The following is a 17,525-nucleotide window of genomic DNA, read 5'->3' on the forward strand; positions in this document are numbered from 1 at the left end:
TTGTCAGGGTGTTCGCCGCCGTCGTCGCCGCGTTGCTCCAGGCGCAGTCACCCGCGCCGGCCCTCGAGGTGCGCATCGCCGGGGCCTGGATCGGATGGCCGAACTACGCCCCCGGCGCGGCCGTGGCGCGGCCCGGCCTGCTCGATGCCGCCATCGCCTGGGAGGACAGCGCCGACGGCCTAGTCACCGGCAGCTTCGTGGTGCGTACCGCGGAAGGAGCACTGCGCAACAGCGTGGCAGTGGTCGAACTCGACCCGCGCCGGTTCCGGTTCGATCTCGCCCTGCTGCCGCCCGACGGCCGCCGCAGCGCCGCCGATCATCTCGCCGCCGACAGCACGCTGGTGCTGGTATCCAACACCGGGCTGTTCCGGGTCAACGGCACTCCGCAGGGGCTGGTGATGCTCGATGGCCGTCGTCGCGGCGCGCTGGCCGGCTGGCTCGACGCCGTCGTGGTGCTCGACAGCGCCGGGGTGCATGTCACGGACATCGCGACCGCGGCGCGGGAAATGCCGCCGGGTTCGTCGGGATTCCAGACCCTGCCGTTCCTGGTGCGCGACCAGCGCGTGGTGTTCGGGTGGACCAACGGGCTGAAGCTCTCGCGCACCCATCGTGACCGCCGCATCACCCTGTGCCTGAATCCGGGGCGGATCCGCCTGTTCCTCAGCAACTTCGAGGTGTTCGGGGCGACGGCGGGCCGGGTGCCCATCGGGCTCACCATCCCCGAGCAGGCGCTGATCGCCGCGGGGATGGGGTGCGCCGAGGCCGTGGCGCTCGACGGCGGCATCAGCTCGCAGATCGCCATCCGGGTGGGGAAACGCGTGGTGCGATGGCCCGGGTGGCGCCGCGTGCCCTTGATGTTGCAGGTCCGCAGGCGATAGGCTTTGGCAGGCACATCTTCCCGGAGGCACCATGCGCGTCCGTCTGCCGTTCCTCGCCGCCGCTCTGGCCGTGCTCGCCGCACCGGCCCACGCCCAGAGCTACCGCGCCATGTGGGGTCCGGGGCCTAACGACATTTGGGCCGTCGGCGGCGCCGGCCTGGTGGCGCATTTCGACGGCCGCGCCTGGAGCCAGCGGCCGACCGGCTACCAGGCCGACCTCAACGCCGTCTGGGGTGCGGCTCCCAACGACGTCTGGGCGGTGGGCGAGAGCGGCGCGGTCTTCCACTGGAACGGCTCGGCGTGGCAGGTCACGCGTCTGGGCGAGCATGACTGGGTCTCCATCGGCGGCTGCGCGGCCAACGACGTGTGGATGGTGGGGCAGTCGGAGGACGAGGACGAGGCGCCCACGCTCCTGCACTGGAACGGCAGCGCCTGGAGCGCCGAGCGGCTCAGCATCCCCTTCCGCGCCGCGGGCATCGCGCTGGCGTGTCCCGACGTCTGGATCGCCGGCGCCACGTACTTCGATCCGCGTCCCGACCAGCGCCGCAACGCCGGCGTGCTGATGCGGCGCAGCGGCGGCTCCTGGACCATGACCGGCTGGAACGGCCGCGACATGACGGACCCCGTGGTCGGCGGGGCGTCCTGGACCAGCATCGCACTGGGCGGCGGCTCGACCCTGCTGGCCGGCGTCGGCGACAACGGGCCGGTCGCCATCGTGTCGGGCCGCACCGGGGGCTGGCGTCCCCTCCCGGCGCTGTCGGTCCCGGGGGTCGAGCGCGACGGCTACCGCTTCATCCTCGCCGCCGATGGCACGCCGGTCGCCGTATTCGAGAAGGGGTTCGCCCGGCTGGTGAACGGGCAGTGGGCCGTGACCGCGGCGGGTGACGTCGGCAACGGCGACAGGTCGGACTCCACCGAGGCGGAGGAGGAGGCGGAGATGGAGCGGCTGGGTCGGCAGCTGACGGCCGACATCGCCGCCGGCCGGCAGCCTTCACAGGACGTGATCCGCCGCATGAGCGAGCTCACGCAGGGGATGCAGCAGGTGGTTCAGCGGTCCGCGGCCGCTGGCTTGCGGGCCGAGTTGCTGGCCTTCGGGAGCCGCGCGGCGGCCTGGCCCACGGTCGGCGGCGACTTCTACGTCGCCGGGGCGAAGATCTTCCGGGTCCGCGGCAACGAGTCGGAGGTCGTGTACGAGGTGAGGTGCCGCGCCTGCTATTCGGGCCAGCAGCTCCCGCCGGCCACGGCCGCGCCGTCGGCCCCGGCCGCGGCCCCCTCGGCCCCGACACCGTCGCTGCCCGGGAAGGGCCGCCTGCCGCGCTTGCCGCGCTTGCCGCGCCTGCCCGGCCGGCCGTAGCGACCCGGTCGGGGGAAACGCGAACGGGCGGTCCCTCGCGGGGCCGCCCGTCGTGGTTGCGAAGCTCCGCGTCGGCTACGCGGCGTTCCAGAATCGCATCAACGCCGCCCCCTCCGGACAGTCGCGCAGCTTCTCGAAGGCCCGCTCGCGGATCTGGCGGATGCGCTCCCGCGTGACGCCCATCAGCGCGCCGATCTTCTCGAGGGTCATCGCCTCGGAGCCCGACTCGAGACCGTAGTAGAGGTAGAGGATCTTGCGCTCGCGCGGCGTGAGATACCTAAGGAAGACCTTGTCGATGAAGCCGCGCATCAGGTTGGAGTCCGTCGTCTCCTCGATCTCGCTGCCGTCCACGCCGGCGAAGCGCTCACCCAGCGTCGCGGCATCGCGATCGGTACGGTCCACCGGCGCGTCCAGCGACAGCTCGCTCGCCGTCATCCGTCGGGCTCTGCGCACGTTCTCGACCGAGTCCCCGAGGGCACGCGCGATCTGGTCGTCCGTCGGGTCGCGGCCCAGCTCCTGCGCCAGCACCATCTCGGTCCGCGACATCCGAATGAGCTGCGCGTTCTGGTTGAGCGGGATCCGCACGCTGCGCGTCTGCTCGGCCAGCGCCTTGAGCACCGCCTGCCGCACCCACCACACGGCGTACGAGATGAACTTCACGCCCTGGTTCGGATCGAACTTCTTCACCGCCTTGAGCAGCCCCTCGTTGCCGATCGCCACCAGCTCCGACAGGTCGAGCCCGTGCCCCTGGTACTTCTTCACGTACGAGATGACGAAGCGCAGGTTCGCGGTGACGAGCCGCTCGGCCGCCGCGGGATCGCCCTTTTGTGCCAGCCGAGCCAGCCGCCGCTCTTCGGCGGCATCGCCTATGAGAGGGAGCCTTTGTATGTCCTGGAGGTACTGATCGAATGCGCCGGACGCGCTCTGACGGAAGAAACTCTTAGCCTTGATAGTGGTCTTGGCCCGCCGCATGCTCGGTCCCCTTTACGGTTCTCTGACACTGTCGGCGAAGTGGAACTGGGGGGCCCATAATAGGAATGGGTCGAAAGTCACGTCAAGGGAACAAAATTATCCACATCACTAAGTTGTTTCACTCCTGAGCGTTGGAGAAATCGTAAACAATTGGTTATCGTAAAAAGACGATGGTAGCTGGAAGATGGCAGGTTAAACGATTGCGGGACAACGTCTTAGGCTCGGACATCGGGCATTCGACGTCAGCCGAGTTCACCGGCAGGCGTCGATCGCGCTCCTTACCACGTCCTCTCCGATGCGCACCGTCCATTCACCGTCGGCACTCTGCGCGATCTCGCCGACTTTTCGCGGCAGGGTGAAGCGCAGCCGGCCGGCCCGCACTTTCTTGTCGCCCGACATCGCCTCGAGCAGGTCGTCCGCGCGTAGCGCGGCGGGAATGGTCGTAGGTAGGGCGTAGCGCTCCAGCATCGCGGCCAGCTCCGCGCGGAGTCCGGGCTCGGCCACGCCGCTCGTTTCAGCAATCCAGGCCTCTGCCACCATGCCGATCGCGACCGCCTCGCCGTGCAGCAGGTCGAAGCCGCTCTTCGCCTCGACGGCGTGACCGATAGTGTGGCCGAAGTTCAGCACCTGCCGGCGGCCGGCCTCGCGCTCATCGTCGGCGACGACGCCCGCCTTGATCTCCACGCTGCGACGGACGATGGGTTCAAGCACCGAGAGGTCGCGCGCCAGCACGCGCTCGGCATCGGCGAGCGAGGCGGCGTACCCGGCATCGGCGATGACTCCATGCTTGATCGCCTCCGCCATCCCCGAGGCCAGCTGATGGCGGGGAAGTGTGGCGAGGAGGTCGATGTCGGCGACCACTCCTCGCGGCTGGTGGAACGCGCCGACCAGGTTCTTCCCGGCGGGCACGTCCACTCCGGACTTCCCGCCGACCGACGAATCGATCATCGCGAGGAGTGAAGTGGGCACCTGCACGTACGGGATGCCTCGCAGAAAGGTGGCGGCTACGAAGCCGGCGAGGTCGCCGGCCACTCCGCCGCCCAGCGCGATCACGGCGCCGTCGCGGCCGATGCGAGCGGCGAGCAGGGCGTCGGTCAGCGCGCTCCACGTCTCGCGCGTCTTGTTCCACTCGCCCGCGGCGAAGGTGAAGATCCGCGCCTCGAGGCCGGCCTCCTTGAGGCGCGCCAGGAGCGCCGCGGCGTGAAGATCGGCAACGTGCTTGTCGGCGATGACGGCGTAGGCGTGCGCGGGGCAGCGATCCCTGAGCAGCGCCGGCAACTCCGCCAGCGCGCCTCGCCCCACGATCACATCGTACGAGGCGTCACGAGTCTCATGGATGGGGACACGAATGCTCGTCACGGCCCCCCGAAGGCGCGGCGCCGGCGCGAAAGGTCCCGCTCCCCGCTCCCCGCTCCCCTCGTCACCACGTCACATCCTTCTTCCGCGCCCGCTTGTTGGCGAGCCGGGCCAGGACGAAGAGCAGGTCCGAGAGCCGGTTCAGGTAGACGATGATCTCCCCCGGCACGGCCTCCTCGTGGGACAGGCGGACCACCGCGCGCTCGGCGCGGCGGCAGGCGGTGCGCGCCAGATGGAACGCGGCGGCCTTGAGCGTGCCGCCGGGGAGCACGAAGGCGCGTAGCGGCGCCAGTTCCTTCTCCGCCTGGTCTATGGCGCGTTCGAGCGCGGCCACGCGTTGTTCGGAGACGACGACCTTGTCACGCTGCTTCTGCTTGAGCCGCTGCGGCCGAGGCGTCGCCAGCGCGCCGCCGATGGTGAAGAGGTCGCGCTGGATGCCGGCCAGGAGCTGGTCGCCGAGCTTCGACGGCGGCGTGGCGCGCACCATGCCTATGGCCGCATTGGTCTCGTCCACGTCTCCGTAAGAGGCCACGCGGATGTGGTCCTTGGGCACGCGGCCGCCGCCCATGAGACCGGTCTCGCCGGAATCTCCCGTCTTGGTATAGATCTTCACGCCGGGCAAGGTACGCGTGGCCGGGGGAGGGCGTCCAGCGCCGCGGGCCGCGCCCATCGGCCGCGGCGAGGGGGCCGCCCGTTTGCGTTCGGTGGTCTGGGCGGCTGTCTCGGGGGGTGATCCGGTGTCGAAGACGGAGTGGTCAGTCGATCGCCGGCTACCTGACACTGGCGTCCGCGGCCGGGATACCGCATCGTCAGGCGCTACCCATCACCGAAAGAGCCATGTCCGAGCCGTACTCCGAAACCGACACCCGCCAGCAGATCATCGACCGCCGCCTGCGCCTTGCGGGCTGGAACGTGGACGATCCGTTGCAGGTGATCCAGGAGCTCGACATCTACGTCGGTGGAGGGAAGCCGGGCGCCGTGCGCGAGCCGCAGAGGGAGTACGCCGGTCACCAGTTCGCGGATTACGGGCTGCTGCTTCGGGGGAGACCCACCGCCGTCGTCGAGGCCAAGAAGACGAGCCGCGACGCCGAGGTCGGTCAGGAGCAGGCCAGGCAGTACGCCGAGCTACTCCAGAGGATTCACGGCGGCAAACCACCGTTCATCATGTACACGAACGGCCACGACACCTTCTTCTGGGACTCCGAGCAGTACCCTCCTGCCAAGGTCGTCGGGTTCCCCACGCCGAGCGATCTGGAATGGCTGGCCGAGCGACGGGCAGGGCGCGGCGCGCTCTCGGTCGAGCTCATCAACCCGGCCATCGCGGGCCGCGACTACCAGATTGAGGCCGTTCGCACGCTGCTCGATGCGATCGAGTCGGGACGCCGCAAGTTCCTGATGGTCATGGCGACGGGCACCGGCAAGACGCGAGTCGCCGTGGCGCTGGTGGATGCCCTCATGCGCGCGCACTGGGTCAAGCGCGTGCTCTTTCTGGTGGACCGCATTCCCCTCCAGGAACAGGCGCTCGGCGCCTTCAAAGAGCACCTGCCGGCCTCTCCCTTCTGGCCACGCGAGGGAGATGCCGGGTTCGTGCGGGACCGCCGCGTCTACGTCACGACCTACCCCACGATGCTGAACCTGATCGAGGCCGGAAAGACGCCGGCCACCTGGATCTCGCCGTTCTTCTTCGACCTCATCATCGCCGACGAAAGCCACCGCAGCATCTACAACACCTACCAGCAGGTGGTGCGCTACTTCCACGGCCTAACGCTCGGCCTTACGGCAACCCCACGCGATCAGGTCACCCACGACACCTTCGATCTGTTCGACTGTCCGACCCACGACCCGACGTTCGCCTACGGTTTCGACGAGGCGGTGCGGCACGACCCGCCCTACCTGTGCGACTTCGAGGTGCTCAAGGTCCGCACCAAGTTCCAGGTCGCGGGCATTCGCGGGCCGCAGCTCAACGAGCCGGAGAAGGAGCAGCTGGCGCTCGAAGGGCTGGACCCCGAGACGATCGACTTCGAGGGCACCGACCTCGAGCTGAAGGTCACCAACAGCGGCACCAACGCGTTGATCGTGCGGGAGTTCATGGAGGAGGCCATCAAGGACCCCACGGGAACGCTCCCCGGCAAGTCCATCATCTTCGCCTGCTCCGTGAAGCACGCGCGGCGTCTCCAGGAGCTGTTCGACCAGCTGTACCCCGAGCACCGCGGCCGGCTCGCGCGGGTCCTCGTGTCGGACGATTCCAGGGTGTATGGCAAGGGTGGGCTGCTGGACCAGTTCAAGACGCAGGACATGCCCCGGGTGGCCATTTCGGTGGACATGCTCGACACGGGTGTGGATGTGCTCGAGGCGGTGAACCTGGTGTTCGCCAAACCGGTCTATTCGTACGTGAAGTTCTGGCAGATGATCGGGCGCGGCACGCGGGTGCTGAAAGCCGATCCCGCGCTGCGCAAGCCGTGGTGCCCGGAGAAGGACAAGTTTCTCATCATCGATTGCTGGGCCAATTTCGAATACTTCGAGATGCATCCCAAGGGCCGCGAGCCCGGAACGCAGGTGCCGATGCCGGTGCGGCTGTTCCGCGCCCGGCTCGACAAGCTCGAGGTCGCGCTCGCCCGGTCGGCGGGCGAAGTGGCCGAAACGATCAAGACCGACCTTCGTGCCGATCTCGAGGCGCTGCCCGCGAACAACGTGGTGGTGCTGGAGCGTCAGGCCGACCTGGCGCGCGTGCAGGGTGACGCCTTCTGGGCCCGCCTCGGCCGAGACGATCTCGGCTTCCTCCGGCAAACCATCGCGCCCATTCTGAGGGCCAAGTCGGACGCCGAGTTCAAGGCGCTGCGATTCGAGACCGACGTCGTCGAGTTCGGCACGGCGCTGCTCGCCGGTAACCGCGACGCGATGGACGTGCTGCGGGAGACGATCGTCCAGCAGGTTGCCGAACTCCCGCTCGGCGTCAACTTGGTCCTGAAGGAGCGGGCTCTCATCGAGGCCGTGCTCGCGCCGGCGTGGTGGGCTGCGGTGTCGGATATCGGCCTGCGCGATCTCGCGGCAAGACTCGCGCCTTTGATGCACTTCAGGCAACAGCGGGAAGGCGCGATGGTCTCGCTCAACCTCGCCGATATCACGGCCCAGCACGAACGCATCGCCGTGGCCCCCGACGGGCGCGACATGCCGATAGCGGCGTACCGCCGGCGCGTCGAGGAGGCGGTGCGCGCGCTCCTGGCCGAGAACACGGTGCTGCAGCGGCTCCAGGCAGGCGAGCGGGTCTCCGATGCCGACCTCCGCGCGCTCGCCGAATTGCTCCGGCGGCAGGACCCCGGCATTGACGAGGAGCGGCTCCGGAAAGTCTACGATTTGCGCACCGCCAGCTTCGTCCAGCTCGTCCGGCACGTGCTGGGCGTCGAGCCCCTTGAGCGGTGGTCCACTCTGGTGACGCGCGAGTTCGAGGAGTTCATTGCGGCGCACACCACGTACTCGGCGCTCCAGATCCGCTTCCTACAGACCCTCCGTACGTTCATTCTCCAACGGGGCAGGCTAGAGCGGCGCGACCTGGTCGAGTCGCCGTTCACGCAGCTGCATCCGCAGGGGGTCCGAGGCGTGTTCCCGCCGCGGGACATCGAGGAGATCCTCAGCTTCGCCACTGAGTTGGTCGCCTAGGGAATTGTGGGAGCACTTGACATAAACGTGGTAATAATGATATAATGTTACCACGTTATTGGACCCTATTACCACGTTTCCGGGCACGGCATTGACCTCGTTCGAACCCGAATACCTCGAGCGCATCCGCTTCTCCAGCGGCGATGCTGCCACGCTCAGGACTCTTGGCCAGTTCCGGGGACGCCAGGATCTGTTCAGGCGGCAGGCGCCCGAGGTCCTGGCGGCGCTGCGGGAAGCCGCCGTCATCGAATCCAGCGAGTCGTCCAACCGCATCGAGGGGATCACGGCGCCGCGCGAGCGGATCGAGGCTCTGATCCTCAAGCCGACCGCGCCCCGCGATCGCTCGGAGGAAGAGATCGCCGGGTATCGTGACGCGCTGAACCTCATTCACGAATCCGCGCCGGAGATGGCGTTCTCGGCCAACGTCGTTCTCCAGTTGCACGGCATGCTGTACCGCTACCACGCGGGCGTGGGTGGGCGGTGGAAGATGGCTCCGAACGAGATAGTGGAGCGCAACGCCGACGGCAGCCTCAGGCGGGTGCGATTCGTCCCGGTTCCGCCGGTGGCCACGCCAAACTTCATGGAACGGCTGGCCGCTGGATACGCTCGGGCGCATGACCTCCAGCGCGAGCCGCTCGTGCTCGTTCCGCTGGCCGTCCTCGACTTCCTGTGCGTTCATCCCTTCGCCGACGGCAACGGACGGATGGCGCGACTCATCACGCTGCTGCTGATGTACCAGGCGGGCTACGAAGTCGGCCGGTACATCAGTCTCGAGCGGATCGTCGAGCAGTCAAAGGAGACGTACTACGAGGCGCTCGAAGCGAGCTCCCAACGTTGGCACGACGGAAAACACGACCCGCTGCCGTGGATGACCTATCTGTGGGGAGTGCTCCTCCGGGCCTATGGCGAGTTCGAGGAGCGTGTCGGGACGATTCGCACGGGACGCGGTGCCAAGACCGACCTGGTCGAGCAGGCGGTGGCACGCCGCACGCGGCCGTTCGGCATCACGGAGATCGAGGCCGAGTGCCCGGGGGTGAGCCGCGACATGGTGCGGCACGTGCTCCAGCGGCTTCGCGACGAGGGGAAACTCGCGGTACAGGGCACCGGACGCGGCGCGCGGTGGGCGCCGCAGAACCAGTAAGGGAGTCTCGGCATGCTCACTTCGGCTCTGCGCTCCAAGGTGGACGCGCTGTGGGACAAGTTCTGGTCGGGCGGGATCGCCAATCCGCTCACCGCGATCGAGCAGATCAGCTACCTGCTCTTCATGCGGCGGCTCGACGCGCTGGATGAAAAGCGCCGGGGGGACGCCGAGTTCCTGAAGCAGGAGTTCCGGTCGCTGTTTGGCGGCACGTACACCACGCGCGCCGGCAAGAAGCGGCCCTGCCAGGAGCTGCGCTGGTCGAAGTTCCGGCATCTGCCCGCCGAGGAGATGCTGGAGCATGTGCGCGACAACGTTTTCCCGTTCATCAAGACGCTGGAGGACGGCGGCCAGGTCTTCACGCGCTACATGCAGGACGCGGTGTTCATCATCCCCAAGGCGTCGCTGCTGGTCGAGGCGGTGGGGATCATGGACGATCTCTACGCCGAGCTGGAGCGGGAGCGGCAGGACGCGGGGCAGAGCTTCCAGGACGTGCAGGGCGATCTCTACGAGTATCTGCTGGCCGAGATCCAGAGTGCCGGCAAGAACGGCCAGTTCCGGACGCCGCGGCACATCATCCAGCTGATCGTGACGCTGGTGGATCCGAAGCTGGGCGAGGAGGTCTGCGATCCCGCCTGCGGCACCGGCGGCTTCCTGTTAGGCGCCTATCAGCACATCCTGACCCAGCATACCAGCGCCGAGCACCGGTTCATGGGCGAGGACGGGATCGAGCGCGGGCTGGTGGGTGACCGGCTCACCGACCCTCGGCAGTGGGAGGCGCTCAAGGAGCGGACCTTCCACGGCTCCGACTTCGACACCACGATGGTGCGGATCGGGTTGATGAACCTGCTGCTGCACGGGATTGACCGGCCGAAGCTGGGCTACATGGACACGCTGTCGAAGCGCTATGAGGAGCGGGAGCGGTACGACGTGGTGCTGGCGAATCCGCCGTTCAAGGGGAGCATAGACAAGGGGGACATTCACGAGGAGCTGCGGCTCAAGACGACGAAGACCGAGCTGCTGTTCGTGAATCGCATCATCAACCTGCTCAGGGTGGGTGGCAGGGCTGGGGTGATCGTGCCGGACGGGGTGTTGTTCGGCTCGAGCAACGCGCATCGCGACCTCAGGAAGATCCTGGTGGATGAGTGCGAGCTACAGGGGATCGTGAAGCTGCCGGCGGGGGTGTTCAAGCCGTACGCCGGGGTGAGCACGGCGGTGCTGCTCTTCGCCAAGGGTGGCCGGACCGAGCACGTCTGGTACTACGACATGCAGGCCGACGGCTGGTCGCTGGACGACAAGCGGGAGAAGGTGGCCGAGAACGACATTCCGGACGCGATCGCGCGGTGGAAGGCGCGGGACCCCACCAAGGACACGGATCGGACGGCGAGGGCGTTCTTCGTGCCGGTGGGGGAGATTCGGGAGAACAAGTACGACTTGTCGCTCAATCGGTACAGGGAAGTGGCGTACGAGGAGGCGGCGTACGAACCGCCCGCCGTGATCATCCAGCGTCTTCAAGAGATCGAGGCCGAGATATCGCGCGATCTCGAACAGTTGGAGTCGTTGATCAAGTGATGCGCGCTGCGGCGATCACCGATGTTGCGGAGGTGAATCCGTCGTTGCCGCGCGCCCTGAGAACGCGCGACGGCGCGGAGGCCGTCCCGTTCCTCCCGATGGCTGCCGTGTCAGAAGACGGGCGCGCGTCCTACCACGAGCGGAGATCGCTGGCCGAGCTGATCACGGGCCACACGTATTTCGAGCGCGGGGACGTGATCGTTGCCAAGATCACGCCATGCTTCGAGAATGGCAAGGCGGCACACCTGATCGACCTACCGGCAGATTTCGGCTTCGGGTCGACCGAATTCCACGTTGTTCGTCCTGGACCCGAGTTGGACGGTCGGTATCTGTTTCATGCTCTTTGGAACACTGGTTTCCGGAGGATCGGGGCGCGATACATGACCGGTACTGCGGGGCAGAAGAGGCTACCGGCAGACACACTCAGGCGGCATCGGGTCCCCCTGCCTTCTCTCGCCGAGCAGCGGCGGATCGCGGCGGTGTTGGACAAGGCGGATGGGATTCGGCGGAAGCGGCGGGAGAGCCTGCGGCTACTGGACGAGTTCCTGCGCTCGGCATTTCTGGAGATGTTTGGGGATCCGGTGAGGAATGAGAAGGGGTGGCCGACGATGCCACTGGCGGAGCTTGGTCGGGTCGTCACTGGGTCCACTCCACCGACCGACGACGTCGACAACTACTCGGATGCAGGTCTTCCGTTCATCAGACCAGCGCAGTTGGACGAGGCCTCGCCTATCACAGCGTCTGACAGGCACGTCGCGCCCAAGGGCCAGCGCCTCGTCGAGGTTCTGCCCGCAGGAGCTGTGCTATTCTGCGGCATTGGCGCGACGATCGGGAAGAGCGGGTACACGGCCGTACCAGTGTGCGTCAATCAGCAGATTCATGCCGTGATACTGAATCGCGACACCATGACTCCGGCGTATCTGTTGATGGTACTTCGGCAAGCTCGAACGGCGATCGTGAGCCGCGCGACTGCTACGACGCTGCCGATACTCAAGAAATCGGCGTTCGAACGACAACGCGTTCCGACACCTCCCATCGGGCTTATTGAACGATATGCGAGGCTCTATGACAGGGCCGTTGCGGTCCTCAATCGCTCGATGCAGGCGGGCGCCCACGCAGCCGACCTCTTTGACTCGCTGGCGCAGCGGGCGTTTGGTGGGGAGGGGCAGCGAAGCTCATGAGGCTCCCACCAGGGACACGGCCTCGCGGCCCGTCGCCCGTCTCGGCTGCTTCACCACTTTGTGCTAGTGCGCTCCGCGACCTCGAGCCGAGCCTTGTCGGGCACGTCGCGGATCTCGCTTCGATAGCTGGGGAGGGCCCAGCTCCAGACTAGCGCGAACGGAGGAATGACAAGCCCTGAAAGTGGAAGAATCAGGCTGAGCAGATCCCGTCGACTCCCGCCTTCCCAGGCCCAGCCAAACAGCTCCCGCACGCCCCAGGCCGTGCTCAGGCCCAGAAGTAGGCAACCAAGCACCCGCAGCAGCAGCCGATTCCTCGCGGCACGCTCCAATCTGATTTCGACTTCCTCCCGGGCGATATCCTCGATCCGTTTTCGCGAGGTTTCCACTTGCGCCTTTTCATCGAGGGCCTGCGCGACTATCACCCGAGCTTCCCCATGATCAGCGACAAGCTTCGCGGTGGCTCGTTGGTAGGCACGCTCGATCTTGAGCCTAAGCTCCGGATCGTTCCGCTTTGCGCCGGCCATTCGCGCCGCGTGTATCTCCCGTGCGAGCTCCTGGACAGTTTCCTTGGGTAGTTCCTTCACATCCCGATGTATCTCGTCCAGCCATCGCAAGTCTTCGACAGCGTACGTGGCCTGAGAGACCTCTACTTCGTTGGAAATGAGTCTGGCTAGGATCGGGCCAAATTGCACTGCGTCAACCTTCGTTCCCGACTGGTCCACGGCCAGGATCTGGAGCAACGGGTCGAGCGACACCCACAAGGGGGTACCCGTCGGGCCGGCCCATCGAAGGGCGAGGTCGTGCATCGTCAGGTCAAGCGTCAGAACCCATGCGCGATCGCCACGCTCCAGTAGGTGTCGGACCACGCCGGTCACAGCGGCATCGTGGCGGGCTAGGTGAATCGGTTTCGGTCGGTGCCGCCGCTCGCGCCAATGAGTCTGGATCTGAGTGACAAGCTGCTTGTCTTCCTCAGCACCTGCGGCTGCCTTCGCCACGTCTGGCTCGTCGAGCAGAGTAATCCGTAGCTGATCCCCGATGCCTACTGGGGGATCCATGATCTGATCGAAGAACCTCTGATAGTCGGCCCTGTCTCTGCAGTAGCGCCCTACGGCCGTCTTTATCCATGGGTCCTCAGAGTCTTCAAGCACAGCCGTTCCGTATCGGTCGATTACCCGCAGCGTGTCCGTTGTCCAGCGACTGACGACGCGTCGGTACTCTTCACGCGTCGGGTAGCAATAGAACAGCTGCGCATTGATCGCTCGCAGTGCCTCTCCAAGCGCTTGGAATGCAGCAGCCGGCCTGCTGGCTTCGAGGGCGATGGCCAACAGAGCATTGGTATCGAGAAAGACCATGCTATCGCGGAGTTCCCGGGTGCTGATCGGATCGGCGCCAATCCCTGCACACACCAGCCGCGACGCAAAGGTTGCCATCCCCAGCGACCAGAGATGCTCCGTGTCCTCGGGGAGACTGCTGTCCAAGAAGCGCTTGAATCCGGATATCAGCGCATCAACCCGTGCTTGCAGACCCACGTTGGTCGCCGTCGTCTTGACGACGGAACCGAGACTTGGACCAGCCGCGCCAATGATGGGCGTCTTGCGGGTGATCGCGGCCACCCATCGGTCGCCGTAAGTCACGAAAAACGACACGCATGCGTCGTCAAACCACCTAGCCAGCTGCGATCGATCTAGGTCAGCTGGAAAATGGCGATCCAGGATGGATAGAACTCGCTCTCTACGCCTTATGACTTGGGCTCCAAGTTCTTCCCAGCTCTTCCGCCTCAGCCTCCATTTCCTGTAGGTGGGCTCAACGACCCCTTGTTGTTCAAGCAGTCGCAGCGCTTCGAGAATCTCCTGTCTAGGCGGCGACCCCCCGGCAACCATCTCGGTCACTGAGCGACAGACTCGATCGACCGAGACTCGTGAATCGCGCCCGGCGAGGAGGAGAGCCTTCGCTGCAAGCTGGGCATAGGCGCGTGTTCGAAGAGGCTCCGCAACACTACTGTATCGGAGGTGAGCCGCGATTACTTCTTGCCGAAGAAGATCCATGCGATGGCAGATCCGTGTGCAGGACGCTACCAAGATAAGCTGCGCGTAAGGTGGCCCGCACCCGGCGCCGCGCGTCGTGGCAGAGGAGGTTCGCCAGCTCCAGCTCCGTCCAGGGCGATACGCACCTGAGCACGCTCCGCGCGCTGGCCGGGGAGACGTCGATTGAGGGCGTGATCGAGAAGCTGGGTCGAAGAGACAGTGTCTGAGCGGGCGACAACGGTGCCCTGAGCGGCTCCCCGAAGGCGGTCTTGACTAAGGCTTCCAGGGCACGGACATTCCGGGGGTTAGCTTGTGACCAGGTTCACAAGCGGAAACCCCGCCCGTTAGGAGGCTCGCGATGTCCGAGGGTCCAGGCACGGCTCCGGCGTCCCAGCGCGAGGAGGATCTCGCAGAGATGATCCGGAAGGCCCAGGAAAACCCGGGAGTCAGGGAAGTGATGGAGGTCTACTCGCGCGCCCAAGCGACGCTGACGCAGGCGCAGCCGTACCTCCGAGCGGGTGACCGATCCATCCAGTCGGTGAGCGATCGAACATCGGGATAGGCGACCTCGCCATGCCAACATGGAGCGGCATCCTCAACGAGCTTCTGAATACGCGAGCCCCATCAGGTCAGCCTGACTTCGATGGGGTTCGGCGCAAGTATCTCGCCAGCCTGCACGCCCACACCGGTCGCAGCGTCATCCTCTACGCCACGAAGTGGACGCAGGGGGCGACCAACGTTGATCCGGATACGATTTCCATCAACGATGAGGACCTTCAGGGGTTGATGGAGGTCATTCACGGCCTCCCCGACGCCCCGCTCGACCTCATCGTGCACAGTCCCGGTGGGTCGGCTGAAGCCACGGAGATGGTCGTCCAGTACCTGCGCTCCAAGTTCTCGCACATCCGGGCGATCATCCCGCAGGCAGCGATGTCAGCTGCGACGATGCTGGTCTGTGCCGCCGACGAGATTGTCATGGGCAAGCACTCCGCCCTCGGGCCGATTGACCCGCAGTTCATCATCGGCGGTCCATTCGGCCGGAGCTCCGTGCCCGCGCAGGCGATCCTCGACCAGTTCGACCTAGCCCGGGAGGAGTGCAAGGATCCGGCCAAGCTCGGCGCTTGGCTCCCGATGCTGAGCCAGTACGGTCCCGCGCTCCTCAAGCAGTGCGAGAACGCGCTCGCCCTCGCCGAGGACCTCGTCGCCGAGTGGCTGGCGCGGTGGATGTTCAAGGGAAAGTTGGACGCCGAAACGATTGCGCGGTCCATCGCCGGGCAGCTGCGCGACCACGGCAGCTTCAAGAGTCACGGCCGCCACATTACGCGAGATAAAGCGCAGGCGATGGGGCTTGCGATCGTGCCTCTGGAAGCCGATCAGCAGTTTCAGGATCTGGCGCTGTCGGTGTTTCACGCCACGACGCACACGTTCGGTGCTACCGCGTGCGTCAAGATCATCGAGAACCACTTGGGCAAGGCCTTCGTGAAACTCCAGCAAGCGATACAGGTTCCGATCATGATGCCGCAGGCACCGCAGCCTGTGGCACCTGTCCCTCAGGGGCCGTGAACAGTGTCGGGGAGATCGGTGTGGTCATAGGGTCTCGCAACTATGTCAGACTCATGCCGGAGTCGTCCATTGGGCGGGGCCGGCCGTGTTGTGGGCTGTCAACAATTGCCTGACGCTGCGCCGGGCGGCGCGACATCTTGGCGTCGAGCGTGATCAGAAACCAGCCGCTCTCCTTGATGCCTGCGAATATCACCTCGTCCGTCGCAGCAGCACCGAATTCATTGGGTGAATGGCGAAACTGACAGTCTTCCTGGTCGAGGGCCTGCAGCGCGCGCGCGAGCTGTGGCGGGAAGTTCGCGTCCAGCAGGAAGATCAAGCGGCGTGAGCGAGCTGGGCCTCGAAATCGATCGCGGCGCCCACTTGGGCCGACGTGAGCTCGAACGCCCGCCCCACCGTTCTGGCGGGGTTCCCCGAGGCGTAGAGGGCCAGGATGTCGGTACGGATCCGGGTGCCGACGAGGACTGGCGCACCGAACGAGATGTGGGGATCCAGGACGATCGGCACGTCGCGCCCGCACGGGAACCAACGCTCCGCCAGCGAGGTCGTCGCGTCGAAATCGATCTCCTCCACGTAGTGCGCGAGTATTCTCCCCGCGATCAGCTGGAGCGTCGCGCGCCTACCGCTCACTTGCAGCAAGTCAGGCTGCGACTCTACTGCCGAGACGCCGACGAAGACCTGCTCGTGATCGGTGAAGACCCGCCGGTCCGCGAACGGATGAGCGGTGCCGAACAGCTCCCCAATTCGGCGGGCGGCGACCCGAACCCGCTGTAAGGGCACACCCTTGTTGACGAACCCCATTACGACGCGCAACTCCATGAGCTCGAGGAAGGACAGCGAAACCGTGTCGTCGATCGTGGGGAGGTCTGTGCGAACGACCGGAGGCTGCCGGGTGCGACGCGGCGAGCGGCCGGACTTGAGCCAGTAAGTGTATCCACGCACCCACCGGCCTAGCCTCGTTGGCGTCAAGCGAAGAAGGCGGGCAGCCTCGGCCCGGCTGTAGATGCCTACTCCCAGGGGGACGTGTGGACCGCTCAGGGGGCCTCCTTGGTGGGACTAGTTCGACGGCCGCCAGAATAATAGGGCTCCACGGCATCCGCGCCAGCCGGGCAGGCCCCTCAGCTCGAGGTCCCAAGGGTCGCGGACCAGCTCGATCTCGGGGGCCCGCCCAGATCGGTCCCCGACGCTAGGCGACGCTGGCGACAGCCGGCATCTCGTCCCACTCGCGATCATCCAGGAGCCGTCCACCAGCCTTCGGCGTGCGCCCACCAACCTGCTTGAAGAAGAAGGCGACTCCCGCATCAAGGCATTGGTCTCTGATGCTTCGAGCCCAGCCAGGATCCAGCCGCCGATAGCCGATTCCGCTCTCGCCTCCCACGATCACCCAGTGGATGTCCGTGAGGTCAAGGCACATCGGACCCAACAGCGGCTCGCACGACAAGAAGCGCACGTCCGCCGGTACCATGCGCAAATGGTCCACGCGGCGCACCACATCCTGGTTCTCGACCGATGTGCCGATCCAGATGTGATCGGGAATCGGTCGCCCCGCGAACAGGTCCCCGTTCCGTTTCCAGAATCGCAGCGCCCGGGCCGGCCGCTTCGTGAGCACCTGGTAGATGTGTCGGTCCACACTCAGCATGACTTCGAACACCTGCCGCACAAATGCTTCGGGGATATCCGCGTGGAACAGGTCGGACATGGAGTTGACGAAAACGAGACGCGAGTCCCTCCAGCGATCGGGCTGCGGCAGCCGCTCGGGCCAGAGCCTTACCGCGAACGGATCGCTTCGGTTCGTCGGGGTATCCACGACCGGGAGGCGGCGGCCGTATACCT

15 protein-coding genes are annotated in these 17,525 nt (G+C 66.2%); 8 read left to right on the forward strand and 7 right to left on the reverse strand.

Going from position 1 to position 17,525, the window contains the following annotated elements:
* Positions 1-8 precede the first annotated feature (8 nt).
* Both Q8Q85_08445 and Q8Q85_08450 read left to right on the forward strand, forming a co-directional pair.
* Positions 9-878 carry a phosphodiester glycosidase family protein gene (locus Q8Q85_08445; GenBank protein MDP3774281.1) on the forward strand — a complete coding sequence of 290 codons (870 nt, stop codon included), beginning with the start codon at positions 9-11 and terminating at the stop codon, positions 876-878.
* A 31-nt stretch (positions 879-909) separates the two neighbouring features.
* On the forward strand, positions 910-2,232 hold the full coding sequence (locus tag Q8Q85_08450; protein MDP3774282.1) for a hypothetical protein: 1,323 nt from the start codon (positions 910-912) through the stop codon (positions 2,230-2,232).
* 75 nt (positions 2,233-2,307) lie between these two features.
* Here Q8Q85_08450 and Q8Q85_08455 read toward each other — a convergent pair whose 3' ends face one another.
* From Q8Q85_08455 to Q8Q85_08465, 3 genes are all read right to left on the reverse strand, one after another.
* On the reverse strand, positions 2,308-3,204 hold the full coding sequence (locus Q8Q85_08455) for an RNA polymerase sigma factor RpoD/SigA (protein ID MDP3774283.1): 897 nt from the start codon (positions 3,202-3,204) through the stop codon (positions 2,308-2,310).
* A gap of 252 nt (positions 3,205-3,456) precedes the next feature.
* A complete protein-coding gene (gene aroB, locus Q8Q85_08460) occupies positions 3,457-4,563 on the reverse strand; it encodes a 3-dehydroquinate synthase (GenBank protein MDP3774284.1) in 1,107 nt (368 codons plus the stop codon).
* A 61-nt stretch (positions 4,564-4,624) separates the two neighbouring features.
* Positions 4,625-5,173: a cob(I)yrinic acid a,c-diamide adenosyltransferase gene (locus Q8Q85_08465; protein MDP3774285.1), complete on the reverse strand. Its 549-nt coding sequence runs from the start codon at positions 5,171-5,173 to the stop codon at positions 4,625-4,627.
* A gap of 224 nt (positions 5,174-5,397) precedes the next feature.
* Between Q8Q85_08465 and Q8Q85_08470 the strand changes: the two genes are divergently transcribed.
* The 4 genes from Q8Q85_08470 to Q8Q85_08485 all read left to right on the forward strand — a co-directional run bounded on the left by Q8Q85_08470 (position 5,398) and on the right by Q8Q85_08485 (position 12,108).
* Entirely contained in the window at positions 5,398-8,217 is a 2,820-nt protein-coding gene (locus tag Q8Q85_08470) for a DEAD/DEAH box helicase family protein (protein ID MDP3774286.1), read from the forward strand.
* A gap of 91 nt (positions 8,218-8,308) precedes the next feature.
* A complete protein-coding gene (locus Q8Q85_08475) occupies positions 8,309-9,358 on the forward strand; it encodes a Fic family protein (protein ID MDP3774287.1) in 1,050 nt (349 codons plus the stop codon).
* Positions 9,359-9,370: 12 nt separating this feature from the next.
* Positions 9,371-10,927 carry a class I SAM-dependent DNA methyltransferase gene (locus Q8Q85_08480; protein MDP3774288.1) on the forward strand — a complete coding sequence of 519 codons (1,557 nt, stop codon included), beginning with the start codon at positions 9,371-9,373 and terminating at the stop codon, positions 10,925-10,927.
* Positions 10,927-12,108 (forward strand): restriction endonuclease subunit S, encoded by a 1,182-nt coding sequence (locus tag Q8Q85_08485; GenBank protein MDP3774289.1) that lies wholly within the window; start codon positions 10,927-10,929, stop codon positions 12,106-12,108. Before Q8Q85_08480 ends, Q8Q85_08485 begins: the two co-directional genes overlap by 1 nt.
* Positions 12,109-12,158: 50 nt before the next feature.
* Here Q8Q85_08485 and Q8Q85_08490 read toward each other — a convergent pair whose 3' ends face one another.
* Entirely contained in the window at positions 12,159-13,997 is a 1,839-nt protein-coding gene (locus tag Q8Q85_08490; GenBank protein MDP3774290.1) for a hypothetical protein, read from the reverse strand.
* Between the two features lie 493 nt (positions 13,998-14,490).
* Here Q8Q85_08490 and Q8Q85_08495 point away from each other — a divergent pair, with 493 nt between their 5' ends.
* Positions 14,491-14,694, forward strand: a complete 204-nt coding sequence (locus tag Q8Q85_08495; protein MDP3774291.1) for a hypothetical protein — start codon at positions 14,491-14,493, stop codon at positions 14,692-14,694.
* 11 nt (positions 14,695-14,705) lie between these two features.
* A complete protein-coding gene (locus tag Q8Q85_08500) occupies positions 14,706-15,695 on the forward strand; it encodes a hypothetical protein (GenBank protein ID MDP3774292.1) in 990 nt (329 codons plus the stop codon).
* A gap of 40 nt (positions 15,696-15,735) precedes the next feature.
* Here the strand turns inward: Q8Q85_08500 and Q8Q85_08505 are convergent, their stop codons facing one another.
* The 3 genes from Q8Q85_08505 to Q8Q85_08515 form a co-directional block, all read right to left on the reverse strand.
* Positions 15,736-16,011, reverse strand: a complete 276-nt coding sequence (locus tag Q8Q85_08505) for a DUF5615 family PIN-like protein (protein ID MDP3774293.1) — start codon at positions 16,009-16,011, stop codon at positions 15,736-15,738.
* Positions 16,008-16,634: a DUF433 domain-containing protein gene (locus Q8Q85_08510; protein ID MDP3774294.1), complete on the reverse strand. Its 627-nt coding sequence runs from the start codon at positions 16,632-16,634 to the stop codon at positions 16,008-16,010. The genes Q8Q85_08505 and Q8Q85_08510 overlap by 4 nt, the downstream gene beginning before the upstream one ends.
* Before the next feature lie 244 nt (positions 16,635-16,878).
* Positions 16,879-17,525: phage Gp37/Gp68 family protein (locus Q8Q85_08515; protein ID MDP3774295.1), on the reverse strand; the 647-nt coding region annotated here is incomplete at its 5' end.

Source organism: Gemmatimonadales bacterium (genome assembly GCA_030697825.1).
GTDB lineage: Bacteria > Gemmatimonadota > Gemmatimonadetes > Gemmatimonadales > JACORV01 > JACORV01.

Bases quoted from the DNA above. Each gene is read 5' to 3' on its own strand.
- Q8Q85_08450 (MDP3774282.1), top strand. From the start codon at position 910: ATGCGCGTCCGTCTGCCGTTCCTCGCCGCCGCTCTGGCCGTGCTCGCC.
- Q8Q85_08455 (MDP3774283.1), bottom strand. From the start codon at position 3,204: ATGCGGCGGGCCAAGACCACTATCAAGGCTAAGAGTTTCTTCCGTCAG.
- Q8Q85_08470 (MDP3774286.1), top strand. From the start codon at position 5,398: ATGTCCGAGCCGTACTCCGAAACCGACACCCGCCAGCAGATCATCGAC.
- Q8Q85_08480 (MDP3774288.1), top strand. From the start codon at position 9,371: ATGCTCACTTCGGCTCTGCGCTCCAAGGTGGACGCGCTGTGGGACAAG.
- Q8Q85_08485 (MDP3774289.1), top strand. From the start codon at position 10,927: ATGCGCGCTGCGGCGATCACCGATGTTGCGGAGGTGAATCCGTCGTTG.
- Q8Q85_08495 (MDP3774291.1), top strand. From the start codon at position 14,491: ATGTCCGAGGGTCCAGGCACGGCTCCGGCGTCCCAGCGCGAGGAGGAT.
- Q8Q85_08500 (MDP3774292.1), top strand. From the start codon at position 14,706: ATGCCAACATGGAGCGGCATCCTCAACGAGCTTCTGAATACGCGAGCC.